The sequence below is a fragment of the Uniformispora flossi genome, assembly GCF_049534875.1.
Classification (GTDB): Bacteria; Actinomycetota; Actinomycetes; order Streptomycetales; family Streptomycetaceae; genus Yinghuangia; species Yinghuangia aomiensis.
Map to the genome: position 1 here is coordinate 237,491 of NZ_JBMULZ010000010.1, position 12,392 is coordinate 249,882.

A 12,392-nucleotide genomic window follows, 5' to 3' on the forward strand; every position below is an offset into this window, starting at 1 on the left:
ACCAGCCCGTCGGGAACGTCCGGGCTATTCCCGCGGGACCCCTATTGCCCCTCTGACCAGCAGTTGCCCGCCTGTCACGGCGTGCCGCGGACGGCACTCGGTGCCACCTTGATCCGTACGCCGAGGTACGTGCGCGGAGGCCGGCCGGACAGGTGTACGGTGACCTCTCCCGCCGGTCCCCCGCGGTCCCTTCTTCTGCGCGCGCCCGCGCGCGCGAGACCCGCACGTCCGCGCCCGCTGTCCGGAAACCGCCCGCGGCGCCCCGGAGTTGCCCGCGCGGACCCCCCGGATCCCGCCGTCGGAGACCCCAGCGCGGGCCGTGCGCGGGCGTTCACACCGCCGAAACACTCGTGCGGGAACCGTCACCCCCGCGAAACACGCCGCGACACGCCGTGAAACCTCACGCCCCGAAGGTTCTTCCCATGAGCCCCGGAGGTCGGCCGGGGCACCGGAGAAGAGAGGCGGAGTATGGACACGGGTAACACCGCTTTCGTACTCGTGAGCGCCGCACTCGTCCTGTTGATGACGCCGGGCCTGGCGTTCTTCTACGGCGGCATGGTGCGGGCCAAGAGCGTGCTCAACATGCTGATGATGAACTTCATCTGCATCGCGGTCGTCACGGTCCTGTGGATCCTCTACGGGTGGACCGTCGCCTTCGGCAACGCGAACGACGCGCCCGACGGCAGCACCGTCTGGGGCGGCTTCAAGCAGTGGGCGCTGCACGACATCTCGATGACGGACGGGCAGTGGGGCACCTCGGGTGTCCCGATCATCGCCGTCGTCGCGTTCCAGCTGATGTTCGCCATCATCACGCCCGCGCTGATCAGCGGCGCCATCGCGGACCGCGCCAAGTTCACCGCATGGACACTGTTCGTCGCCGTGTGGTCGACCCTGGTCTACTTCCCGGTCGCGCACTGGGTGTTCTCGCCGAACGGCTTCATCAACGCGAAGCTCCACGTCATGGACTTCGCCGGCGGCACCGCGGTGCACATCAACGCCGGTGCGGCGGCCCTGGCCTGCGCACTCGTGCTCGGCAAGCGCGTGTCGTGGCGCAAGGACCCGATGCGGCCGCACAACGTGCCGTTCGTGATGCTCGGCGCGGGCCTCCTGTGGTTCGGCTGGTTCGGCTTCAACGCCGGCTCCGCGCTCGGCGCCAACGGCTCCGCGTCGATGGTGTTCGTCAACACCCAGGTCGCCACCGCCGCCGCGGTCCTCGGCTGGCTCGCCGTCGAGAAGATCCGCGACGGCCACTTCACCACCCTCGGCGCCGCGTCCGGCGCGGTCGCCGGCCTGGTCGCCATCACCCCCGCGTGTGCCTCGGTCAGCCCGCTCGGCTCGATCGCCATCGGCCTCATCGCGGGCGGCGTGTGCGCCCTCGCCATCAGCCTCAAGTACAAGTTCGGCTTCGACGACTCGCTCGACGTGGTCGGCGTCCACCTCGTCGGCGGCGTCGTCGGCACCCTCCTCATCGGCCTGTTCGCCACGAAGGAGATGGTCGGCACCGTCTACACCAACGGCGCCAAGGCCGGCCTCTTCTACGGCGGCGGCGCCGAGCAGCTCGGCCGCCAGGCCGCCGGTGCCGCGATCGTCCTCGTCTACTCCTTCGTCCTCGCCTACGCCATCGCCTTCGTCATCGACAAGACCATGGGCTTCCGGGTCGCCGAAGACGACGAGGTCACCGGCATCGACCAGGTCGAACACGCCGAGACCGCCTACGACTTCGCCACCATGGGCGGCTCCCTCCGGCCGGCCCCGGCCCACGTTGCCGCAAGCAGCTCCGCAGCGGCCGAATCGAAGGTGGACGCGTGAAGCTCATCACCGCGGTGATCAAGCCGCACCGGCTCGACGACGTCAAGAACGCCCTCCAGGCGTACGGCGTCCACGGCATCACCGTCACCGAAGCCAGCGGCTACGGCCGCCAGCGCGGCCACACCGAGGTGTACCGCGGCGCCGAATACCAGGTCGACCTCGTCCCCAAGGTCCGCCTGGAGGTCGTCACCGACGACGACGACGCCGAAGAACTCCTCGAAGTGATCGTCAAGGCCGCCCGCACCGGCAAGATCGGCGACGGGAAAGCCTGGATCGTCCCGGTCGACAGCGTCGTCCGGGTCCGCACCGGAGAACGCGGACCCGAGGCGCTCTGAGCGCCCCGCGACCCCCGCACCGGAACGCACCGGAAACCGCAATGCCTGCGCCCCGAGCCCGCACCGCCACACCGGCGTGCGGGCTCGCGGCGTCCCGCGCGCCGCACCCTCCTCACCCCGCACACCCGCGCGTACCGAGGAGATCGGCCCAACGCGCGTTTGCCGCGCCGGGCGCCGGGAACCCCCGACCGACCGCCGACACCCCAGGAGGCCGCCCGTGGTGAGCCCGAGCCCCCCCACCGACCGCTACACCCGCGACCGCGCCGCCCTCCTCGGCGACGCCGACCGCCCCGCCGCCGAACGCCGCCGCGCCCTCTCCGACCTCGCCGACCGCTGGCTCGCCGCACTCCTCGACGCCGCCGCCGGCCCCACCGCAGGCGCCGCGGCCGCCCCCGGCGCCGGCATCGCGCTCGTCGCCGTCGGCGGCTACGGCCGCCGCGAACTCTCCCCCGGCAGCGACCTCGACGTCGTCCTCGTGCACGACGGCCGCCCCGGCATCGCCGAACTCGCCGACGCCGTCTGGTACCCCGTCTGGGACTCCGGCACCTCCCTCGACCACGCCGTCCGCACCCCCGACGAAGTCCGCCGCGCCGCCGACGACGACCTCCGCGTCCACCTCGGCCTCCTCGACGCCCGGCATATCGCCGGCGACCCCGACCTCACCGCCCGCATCCGCACCACCGCCCTCACCTCCTGGCGCACCGGCGCCGCCAAACGCCTCCCCGAACTCCGCGACGCCTGCCGGGAACGCGCCGAACAGCACGGCGAACTCGCGTTCCTCCTCGAACCCGACCTCAAATACGCCCGCGGCGGCCTCCGCGACCTCGCCGCCCTCCGCGCCATCTCCGCCTCCTGGGTCGCCGACGCCCCCCACGAAGAAGCCGACGCCGCCCGCGCCACCCTCCTCGACGTCCGCGACGCCCTCCACCTCGCCACCGGCCGCCCCGCCGACCGGCTCCTCCTCCAGGAACAGGACACCGTCGCCCGCGCCCTCGGCCTCCTCGACGCCGACACCCTGCTGCGCCGCGTCTCCGAAGCCGCCCGCGCCGTCTCCTACGCCTCCGACGTCACCTGGCGCGAAGTCGACCGCGTCCTCGCCGCCCGCACCGGCCCCATCCGCCGCGTCCTCCGCGGCCGCAACGCCCGACCCACCGGTCCCGAACGCCGCCCCCTCGCCGAAGGCGTCGTCGAACACGGCGGCGAAGCCGTCCTCGCCCAAGGCGCCCAGCCCTCCCGCGACCCCGTCCTCCTGCTCCGCGCCGCCGCCGCGGCCGCCCAGCACGGCGTCCCGCTGTCCCGGCACGCCGTCGACCGCCTCGCCGTCGAATGCGCCCCGCTGCCCGACCCGTGGCCGCCCGCCGCCCGCGAATCCTTCGTCGCCCTCCTCGGCGCCGGCCGCAGCGCCCTGCCCGTCTGGGAAGCCCTCGAATCGCGGCGCCTGGTCACCCGGCTGCTGCCCGACTGGGAACGCGTCCGCTGCCGCCCGCAACGCAACGCCGTGCACCGCTTCACCGTCGACCGCCACCTCGTGGAGACCGCCGTCCAGGCCGCCGCCCACACCCGCCGCGTCGCCCGCCCCGACCTCCTCCTCGTCGCCGCGCTCCTGCACGACGTCGGCAAGGGCTGGCCCGGCGACCACAGCATCAGCGGCGAAGTCATCGCCCGCGAAGCCGCCGCCCGCATCGGCTTCCCCAAAGACGACGTCGACGTCATCGCCACCCTCGTCCGCCACCACCTCCTCCTCGTCGACACCGCCACCCGCCGCGACCTCGACGACCCCGTCACCGTCCACACCTTCGCCGAAGCCGTCGGCAGCACCGAGACCCTCGAACTCCTGCACGCCCTCACCGAAGCCGACGCCGCCGCCACCGGCCCCGCCGCCTGGAGCGACTGGCGCGACGCCCTGTGCCGCGACCTCGTCCGCCGCACCCGCGCCGTCCTCGCCGGCCGGCCCGCCTCCACCGCACCGCCCGTCGACATCGCCCGGCTGCGCCTCGCCGGCCAGACCGAAGGCGGCTTCGCGGTCACCCTCCAGCCGCTGTCCTACGGCGCCGAAGTCACCGTCGCCGCCCCCGACCGGGTCGGCCTGCTCGCCCTCGCCGCGGGCGTCCTCGCGCTGCACCGGCTCACGGTGCGCTCCGCCGCCGCCGACGTCGTCGACGGCACCGGCATCACGGTGTGGACGGTGGAGACCGAATTCGGCGCGCTGCCCGACCCGGCGGCCGTCCGCGAGGACATCCGCCGCGCCCTGGAAGGCGGCCTCGACGTCGCCGCCAAGCTCGCCGCCCGCGAAGCCGCCTACGCGCCGCGCCGCGGCACCGCCCCCAACCCACCGCGCGTCGAGGTCGTCCCCGGCGTCTCGGAGACCGCCACCGTCCTCGAAGTCCGCGCGCACGACAGCCCCGGCCTGCTGCACCGCATCGGGCAGGCGCTGGCCGGCGCCCGGGTCAGCGTCCGCCAGGCCCGGGTCGGCACGCACGGCGCGGACGCCGTCGACGCCTTCTACATCGTGGGCGCCGACGGCAACCCGCTGGCCCCGGACACCGCCAAGCAGGTCGCCAAGGCGGTGGAGAAAGCCTTGACCTGACCCCGGTGCCGGGGGAGCCCCGGCACCGGCCTGGCCCCGGCCCCGGCGGCCCCCCGGTAGGCTGGAGCGGACGACACTCCCATTCCCCGCGACGAAGGACCTCTGCCGACGTGTTCGACACTCTCTCCGACCGCCTCGCAGCGACCTTCAAGAACCTCCGCGGCAAGGGCCGGCTCTCCGAAGCCGACATCGACGCCACCGCGCGCGAGATCCGGGTTGCGCTGCTCGAAGCGGACGTGGCGCTGCCGGTCGTGCGCGAATTCGTCGCGCACGTCAAGGAGCGCGCCCGCGGCGCGGAGGTCTCGCAGGCGCTGAACCCCGCCCAGCAGATCGTCAAGATCGTCAACGAGGAACTGGTCCGCATCCTCGGCGGCGAGACCCGGCGGCTGCGGTTCGCCAAGACCGCGCCGACCGTGATCATGCTCGCCGGCCTCCAGGGCGCGGGCAAGACCACCCTCGCCGGCAAGCTCGCCAAGTGGCTCAAGGCGCAGAAGCACGAGCCGCTGCTGGTCGCGTGCGACCTCCAGCGCCCCAACGCGGTCAACCAGCTCACCGTGGTCGCCGAGCGCGCGGGCGTCTCCGTCTACGCGCCCGAGCCGGGCAACGGCGTCGGCGACCCGGTCGCGGTCGCCCGCGACTCCATCGAGTTCGCCCGCGCCAAGCAGTACGACGTGGTCATCGTCGACACCGCCGGCCGCCTCGGCATCGACGCCGAACTCATGCAGCAGGCCGCGGACATCCGCGACGCCGTCAACCCCGACGAGATCCTCTTCGTGGTCGACGCGATGATCGGCCAGGACGCGGTCGTCACCGCGCAGGCCTTCCTCGACGGCGTCGGCTTCGACGGCGTGGTGCTGTCCAAGCTCGACGGCGACGCCCGCGGCGGTGCCGCGCTGTCCGTCGCGCAGGTCACCGGCCGCCAGGTCATGTTCGCCTCCAACGGCGAGAAGCTCGACGACTTCGACGCGTTCCACCCGGACCGCATGGCGTCCCGCATCCTCGGCATGGGCGACATGCTCAGCCTCATCGAGATGGCGGAGCAGAAGTACGACGCCGAGGTCGCCCTCAAGGCCGCCGAGAAGATCCAGAAGGGCGGCAAAGACTTCACTCTGGAGGACTTCCTCCAGCAGATGGAGCAGGTCAAGAAGATGGGGTCGATCTCCAAGCTCCTCGGCATGCTGCCCGGCATGGGGCAGATGAAGGAGCAGATCGACAGCATCGACGACCGCGACCTGGACCGCGTCGCCGCGATCATCAAGTCGATGACCCCCGCCGAACGCGACGACCCCAAGATCATCAACGGGTCGCGGCGCGCCCGCATCGCCAAGGGCTCCGGCGTCGAGGTCTCCGCGGTCAACAACCTCATCGAGCGGTTCTTCGAAGCCCGCAAGATGATGACCTCCATGGCCCGCGGCGGCGGCTTCCCCGGCATGCCGGGCATGCCCGGCATGGGCGGCGCCAAGAAGAAGGGCAAGGCCCCCAAGCAGGCCAAGGGCAAGCGCCAGTCCGGCAACCCGATGAAGCGCAAGCAGGAGGAACTCGAAGCCGCGAAGCGCCGCGAAGAGCGCGCCGCGGGCGGCTTCCAGCTCCCGGCCGGCGGCGACACCGACCCGGGCTCCTTCGAACTCCCCAAGGGCTTCGAGGACTACCTCAAGTAGTCCGCACCCGAGCGGCTTTTCCCCCGCGCGCCCGGCCCGCCCGGCCGCGGAGGGGAAGGCCGCCCGGGGCGCCCGCGCCCCCGCGCAATCCGCCCCGTTGCAGGTCAGGCGGATAGAGTTCGGCGATGACCGCCGTGTACACGAAGCCCGGATTCCGCGTCGGCATCCGCCAGGTCCGCGACGAGGACGCCCCCGCCTACCGCGACGCCGTCCTGCGCTCCATCGAACTCATCAGCCGCTGGAACCCCGCGCGCCCCGACGGCTTCCCCGACATCCTCGCCGCCCAGGGCCCGACCATGTGCACCTACCTCGTCGTCGACCTCGACGACGGCGGCCTGGCCGGCAAGATCAACGTGGCGAACATCGCCCGCGGCGGATTCCGCAACGCCACCCTCGGCTACGACGCCTACCTCCCCTACGCGGGCACCGGCCGCATGACCGAAGGCCTCAAGCTCGTCGTCGACCGCGCCTTCACCCCCGCCGCACGCGGCGGCCTCGACCTGCACCGCCTGGAGATCAACGTCCAGCCCGGGAACGACCGTTCGATCTCCCTCGCGAAACGCCTCGGCTTCCGCCGCGAAGGCTTCTCGCCCCGCATGATCCACATCAACGGAGCGTGGCGCGACCACGAGCGCTTCGCGATGACCGCCGAGGAGTGGGCCGGCCTCGGCTGAACCCCCGCCGCCCCCGGCCCGGAACGCCGCCGGCGCGGTCCGAGCGGGACGGCGGAGCCCGTACCATGTGGCCTCATGGCAAAGGCTCCCATCCTCACCCCCCAGGCGGACGACTTCCCGCGCTGGTACCAGGACCTGATCGGCAAGGCCGAACTGGCGGACAACGGACCGGTGCGCGGCACCATGGTCATCCGACCGTACGGCTACTCGCTGTGGGAGCGGATGCAGTCCGAAGTCGACGCGCGCATCAAGGACGCCGGGGCGCAGAACGCGTACTTCCCGATGTTCATCCCCGAGAACTACCTCACGCGCGAAGCCGAGCACGTCGAAGGCTTCAGCCCCGAGCTGGCCGTCGTCACGCACGGCGGCGGCAAGCAGCTCGAAGAACCCGTCGTGGTGCGCCCCACCTCCGAGACGATCATCAACGAGTACATCTCGAAGTGGGTGCAGTCGTACCGCGACCTGCCGCTCCTCATCAACCAGTGGGCCAACGTCGTCCGCTGGGAGCTGCGGCCCCGCGTCTTCCTGCGCACCACCGAGTTCCTGTGGCAGGAAGGCCACACCGCGCACGTCTCCTACGAAGACGCCCGCGCCTACGCGTCGCGCATCCACCGCCAGGTCTACGGCGACTTCATGCGCAACGTCCTCGCCATCGACGTCGTCCTCGGCCGCAAGACCGCCCGCGAACGCTTCGCCGGCGCCATCAACACCCTCACCCTCGAAGGCATGATGGGCGACGGCAAGGCCCTCCAGATGGGCACGTCGCACGAACTCGGCCAGAACTTCGCCAAGGCCTTCGACATCCAGTACCTCGCCGACAGCGGCGAACGCGAATACGCGTGGCAGACCTCGTGGGGCGTCAGCACCCGCATGGTCGGCGGCCTGATCATGAGCCACGGCGACGACAACGGCCTCCGCATCCCGCCGCGCCTCGCCCCCGTGCAGGCCGTCGTCATGGCGATCAAGGGCGACGACGCCGTCCTCGCCGCGGTCCGCGACCTCGGCGACCGCCTCAAGGCGGCCGGGATCCGCGCCGTCGTCGACGACAAGACCGACACCCCGTTCGGCCGCCGCGCCGTCGACTGGGAGCTGAAGGGCGTCCCGGTCCGCCTCGAGATCGGCCCGCGCGACCTCGAAGGCGGCACCGCGATGCTGGCCCGCCGCATCGCCGGCGGCAAGAGCCCGGTCACCCTCGACACCGCCGTCGACACCGTCGCCGCCGTCCTCGCCGAGGACCAGGACCTGCTGCTCCGCCAGTCCGCCGAGCGGCGCATCGCCCGCACCGTCGACGTCGCCTCGATCGACGAGGCCGTCGAAGCCGCCACGACCGGCTGGGCGCGCATGCCGTGGGCCGATCTCGGCCCGGCCGGCGAAGCCAAGCTCGCCGAGCAGGGCGTGTCCGTCCGCTGCCTCGTCACCGCCGACGGCGACGTCCCGGACGCCGACGACCAGCCCGGCAACGTGGCGATCCTGGCCCGCGCCTACTGACCGGGCCGCTTGCCGCACCTACGTACGCCCCGGACCCCGCGAATTGGGATCCGGGGCGTACGTCTGGCAGAATGGCCCGCTGAGTACCCGGAGCATTGACGGACCCTCTCTCCGCATGACTTCGTGTCCACGACCGGTATGTCCTCATGTCCCCACGTGACGACGCGGTCGCTCACCCACGTCAAGATGCAGGAGACACCACACTCGTGGCAGTCAAGATCAAGCTGAAGCGCCTGGGCAAGATCCGCAGCCCGCACTACCGCATCGTCGTCGCCGACGCCCGCACCAAGCGTGACGGCCGCGCGATCGAAGAGATCGGTATCTACCACCCGATGGAGAACCCCTCGCGCATCGAGGTCGACTCCGACCGGGCCCAGTACTGGCTGTCCGTTGGCGCCCAGCCGACCGAGCCGGTCGCGCACATCCTCAAGCTCACCGGCGACTGGCAGAAGTACAAGGGCCTGCCGGCTCCGGAGCCGCTGAAGGTCGCCGCCCCGAAGGCCGACAAGAAGGCCGTGTTCGAGGCCGCCGCCAAGGAAGCCGCGGACGAGCCGAAGGACGGCGCCACCACGCCGAAGGCGAAGAAGGAGAAGAAGGCCGACGCGGCCGAGGCTCCCGCTGCCGAGGCGACCGAGTCCGCCGAGTCGGCGCCGAGCGAGGGCTGACCCCATGCTCGAAGAGGCCCTTGAGCACCTGGTCAAGGGAATCGTCGAGAACCCGGACGACGTGAAGGTCCGGGCGCGCAACCTGCGCCGGGGCCGCATCCTCGAGGTGCGCGTGCACCCCGACGACCTGGGCAAGGTCATCGGCCGGGGCGGCCGGACCGCGCGGGCGCTGCGCACCGTCGTCACCGCCCTGGGCGGCCGTGGGGTCCGCGTGGACCTCGTCGACGTCGACCAGGTGCGCTGACCCGCCGCCGGCCTCCCGGGCCGGCGCGAGCGAGCAGACCCGTTCAGACGCACGGGTGGCCCTCCACATCTGTCCATCCGATGTGGGGGGCCACCCGTTTTTTCCCGGGACCCCACCCCTTTTCACGGGACCCCGCGTGTCCCGCAAGGAGAATCCAGTGCAGTTGGTGGTCGCCCGGATCGGCCGGGCGCACGGCATCCGCGGCCAGGTCAGCGTCGAGGTCCGCACGGACGAACCGGAGCTCCGGCTCGCGCCGGGCGCCGTCCTGGCCACCGACCCGCCGTCCGCGGGCCCGCTGACCATCGCGGCCGGCAAGGTGCACAGCGGGCGCCTGCTCCTCAGCTTCGAGGGCGTCCCGGACCGCACCGCGGCCGAGGCGCTCCGCAACGTGCTGCTGATCGCCGAGGTCGACCCGGAGGAACTCCCGGACGACCCCGAGGAGTTCTACGACCACCAGCTCGTCGGCCTGGATGCGGTGCTGGCCGACGGCACGCTCGTCGGCGAGGTGCACGAGATCGCGCACCTGCCGTCCCAGGACCTCCTCATCGTGCGGCGGCCGGACGGGCGCGAGGTGATGGTGCCGTTCGTCGAGGAGATCGTCCCGGAGATCGACCTCGCCGAACAGCGGCTCGTCCTCACGCCGCCGCCGGGGCTGATCGAGCCGGACGAGGCCGAGGTCGCATCGGCACGCGACGCGGCCCCGACCGCTGCGGATGCCCCCGATGCCCCGGATGGTGCGGACGGCACGTCGTGAGGATCGACGTCGTCTCGATCTTCCCCGAGTACCTCGCCCCGCTCGACGTGTCCCTCGTCGGCAAGGCCCGCGCCAAGGGCCTCCTCGACGTCCGCCTGCACCAACTCCGCGACCAGGCGCACGACGTGCACAAGACCGTCGACGACACCCCGTACGGCGGCGGACCCGGCATGGTCATGAAGCCCGAGCCGTGGACCGCGGCCCTGGAAGAAATCGCTCCGCCCGGCGCCGACCCGGTGCCGCGGCTGATCGTGCCGACTCCGTCCGGGCGGCCGTTCACCCAGGAACTCGCCGTCGAACTCGCCGCCGAACCGTGGCTCGTGTTCGCCCCGGCCCGCTACGAAGGCATCGACCGGCGCGTCATGGACGACGCCGCCACGCGCATGCGCGTCGACGAAGTCTCCATCGGGGACTACGTGTTGGCCGGCGGCGAGGTCGCCGTCCTGGTCATGGTCGAAGCCGTCGCCCGGCTCCTGCCCGGTGTTCTCGGCAACGCCGAATCGCACCGCGACGACTCCTTCGCCCCCGGCGCCATGGCGAACCTCCTCGAAGGGCCCGTCTACACCAAGCCCGCCGAATGGCGCGGCCGCGCCGTCCCGCCGGTCCTGCTGTCCGGCAACCACGGCGCGATCGCCCGCTGGCGCCGCGACCAAGCCCTGCGGCGCACCGCGGAAAACCGCCCCGACCTGCTCGAACGCCTCGCCGCGGAGACGCTCGACAAGCACGACCGGGCCACCCTCGCGGCGCTCGGCTGGACCGAGCACGACGGCCGGTTTCTTCCGGACGCCACCCCTGTGGCAGACTGAATGGCTGTTGTCGTACGACCTGATCCGGCGCCCCGCGAGGACGTGTGCCGGAGGTGCCCCTGCCACAGGGGGAGTGCCACCTCGACGGTCTGCGACCCACTTCCGTAGACACCACGAGATCCGTGGGTGACCTGTGGCACCTGCGAGAAAGCGACGCCACCATGGCCAACATCATCGACGGCCTCGACGCAGCCTCCCTGCGCGACGACATCCCGGCCTTCCGCCCGGGTGACACCCTCAAGGTGCACGTCCGCGTCATCGAAGGCAACAAGTCCCGTATCCAGGTCTTCCAGGGCTTCGTCCTGCGTCGCCAGGGCTCCGGTGTGCGCGAGACCTTCACGGTCCGCAAGGTCAGCTACAACGTCGGCGTCGAGCGCACCTTCCCGGTGCACACCCCGGTCCTCGAGAAGATCGAGGTCGTCACCCGCGGTGACGTCCGCCGCGCGAAGCTCTACTACATGCGCGACCTGCGCGGCAAGGCCGCGAAGATCAAGGAGAAGCGCGACGCTTCGGGCCGCACCACGGTCTGACCGAACCTGGCGTAGTACCGCAGAGGCGGGAAGACGAGCCGACTAGGCTCGTCCGCGATGGACGACGCAGCGCGCACGGTCGCAACGGGGACATCCCCGCAGCCCGCCGACCCGGCCCCCGGCCGCGGCTCCACCGGCACCTCCGAAGGAGGGCCCCCGGAGCCGCGGCCGACGCATGCCCGGGGACCGGCGGCCGAGGCGGATTCCGACCCCGATCCGGAAGCGGATCCGGACAAGGCGAAGGCCACAGACGGCGGGGGAGCGAGGACCGGGCCGATGGCGGACGCCACCGAGCGACGGGTGCGGTCGTCGGCGACCGAGGACACCGAGGTGATCCGGTCTGGACCCCGAGCCGCCGACGTGGACGGCAAGGGTTCGACCGTGAGCGCGAAGTCCCGGGAACGGTCGGCTGGGTCGGCGGGGGCCGAGGGCGACGACAGCGCGGAGGGGGGTGCCGCGGGCGCGTTGACCACCTCCACGGGCTCCGACGGTCGCGCGAGCGCGAGTGGCCCGGCCACCGTGCCCGACGCCGACGCCGACGCCGACGCCGACGACAGTGCGGGCTCGACGGTCGCGGCGGACAAGGTCGCGGTGTCCTCGTCCGCCTCGCGTGATGCCGCAGCGGACGGGAGGCGTCCTACGGCGATCGCAGCCATGCGGAGTCGGGCGGACACGGGCGCCGACACCGACGGCGGTGGTGGTGCGGACGTGGGCGCCGAATCCGCCGCGCGTTCCGCCGACGCCGAAGCGACCACGTCGACGCCGCACTCGAAGGCTCGTCGCGCGGGGGCTTCTTCGGCGACCGCGGAGCAGGGGCTCGGGCCTGAGCCGTCGAAGTCCGC

The 12,392-nt window shown here is 72.4% G+C and carries 11 protein-coding genes; all 11 read left to right on the forward strand.

All coding sequences use genetic code 11. The features are described 5' to 3' along the window. Positions 1-468 precede the first annotated feature (468 nt). Positions 469-1,809: an ammonium transporter gene (locus ACPA54_RS22855; protein ID WP_423532587.1), complete on the forward strand. Its 1,341-nt coding sequence runs from the start codon at positions 469-471 to the stop codon at positions 1,807-1,809. Next, complete coding sequence (locus ACPA54_RS22860; protein ID WP_345673280.1) at positions 1,806-2,144, forward strand: P-II family nitrogen regulator; 339 nt, start codon at positions 1,806-1,808, stop codon at positions 2,142-2,144. The genes ACPA54_RS22855 and ACPA54_RS22860 overlap by 4 nt, the downstream gene beginning before the upstream one ends. Before the next feature lie 217 nt (positions 2,145-2,361). Continuing rightward, positions 2,362-4,731: a [protein-PII] uridylyltransferase gene (locus tag ACPA54_RS22865; protein WP_423532589.1), complete on the forward strand. Its 2,370-nt coding sequence runs from the start codon at positions 2,362-2,364 to the stop codon at positions 4,729-4,731. Positions 4,732-4,841: 110 nt separating this feature from the next. Continuing rightward, the gene (gene ffh / locus ACPA54_RS22870) at positions 4,842-6,389 is read left to right on the forward strand and encodes a signal recognition particle protein (protein ID WP_423532591.1); all 1,548 of its coding nucleotides are present in this window, start codon (positions 4,842-4,844) and stop codon (positions 6,387-6,389) included. A 125-nt stretch (positions 6,390-6,514) separates the two neighbouring features. Beyond that, positions 6,515-7,063 carry a GNAT family N-acetyltransferase gene (locus ACPA54_RS22875; RefSeq protein ID WP_345673283.1) on the forward strand — a complete coding sequence of 183 codons (549 nt, stop codon included), beginning with the start codon at positions 6,515-6,517 and terminating at the stop codon, positions 7,061-7,063. 75 nt (positions 7,064-7,138) lie between these two features. Then, a complete protein-coding gene (gene proS / locus ACPA54_RS22880) occupies positions 7,139-8,551 on the forward strand; it encodes a proline--tRNA ligase (protein ID WP_423532592.1) in 1,413 nt (470 codons plus the stop codon). Positions 8,552-8,757: 206 nt separating this feature from the next. After that, on the forward strand, positions 8,758-9,216 hold the full coding sequence (gene rpsP / locus ACPA54_RS22885) for a 30S ribosomal protein S16 (protein WP_345673285.1): 459 nt from the start codon (positions 8,758-8,760) through the stop codon (positions 9,214-9,216). Between the two features lie 4 nt (positions 9,217-9,220). Further along, the gene (locus ACPA54_RS22890) at positions 9,221-9,460 is read left to right on the forward strand and encodes an RNA-binding protein (RefSeq protein WP_235052715.1); all 240 of its coding nucleotides are present in this window, start codon (positions 9,221-9,223) and stop codon (positions 9,458-9,460) included. Positions 9,461-9,617: 157 nt separating this feature from the next. Then, the gene (gene rimM, locus ACPA54_RS22895) at positions 9,618-10,214 is read left to right on the forward strand and encodes a ribosome maturation factor RimM (RefSeq protein ID WP_423532595.1); all 597 of its coding nucleotides are present in this window, start codon (positions 9,618-9,620) and stop codon (positions 10,212-10,214) included. After that, positions 10,211-11,020 (forward strand): tRNA (guanosine(37)-N1)-methyltransferase TrmD, encoded by an 810-nt coding sequence (trmD, locus tag ACPA54_RS22900; RefSeq protein WP_423532597.1) that lies wholly within the window; start codon positions 10,211-10,213, stop codon positions 11,018-11,020. Before rimM ends, trmD begins: the two co-directional genes overlap by 4 nt. Before the next feature lie 161 nt (positions 11,021-11,181). Then, the gene (gene rplS / locus ACPA54_RS22905; RefSeq protein ID WP_345673537.1) at positions 11,182-11,550 is read left to right on the forward strand and encodes a 50S ribosomal protein L19; all 369 of its coding nucleotides are present in this window, start codon (positions 11,182-11,184) and stop codon (positions 11,548-11,550) included. The last annotated feature ends 842 nt before the right edge of the window (positions 11,551-12,392 follow it).

Excerpts from the sequence above, each read along its gene's own strand:
- ACPA54_RS22855 (WP_423532587.1), top strand. The coding sequence starts at position 469 with ATGGACACGGGTAACACCGCTTTCGTACTCGTGAGCGCCGCACTCGTC.
- ACPA54_RS22875 (WP_345673283.1), top strand. The coding sequence starts at position 6,515 with ATGACCGCCGTGTACACGAAGCCCGGATTCCGCGTCGGCATCCGCCAG.
- proS (WP_423532592.1), top strand. The coding sequence starts at position 7,139 with ATGGCAAAGGCTCCCATCCTCACCCCCCAGGCGGACGACTTCCCGCGC.
- ACPA54_RS22890 (WP_235052715.1), top strand. The coding sequence starts at position 9,221 with ATGCTCGAAGAGGCCCTTGAGCACCTGGTCAAGGGAATCGTCGAGAAC.
- rplS (WP_345673537.1), top strand. The coding sequence starts at position 11,182 with ATGGCCAACATCATCGACGGCCTCGACGCAGCCTCCCTGCGCGACGAC.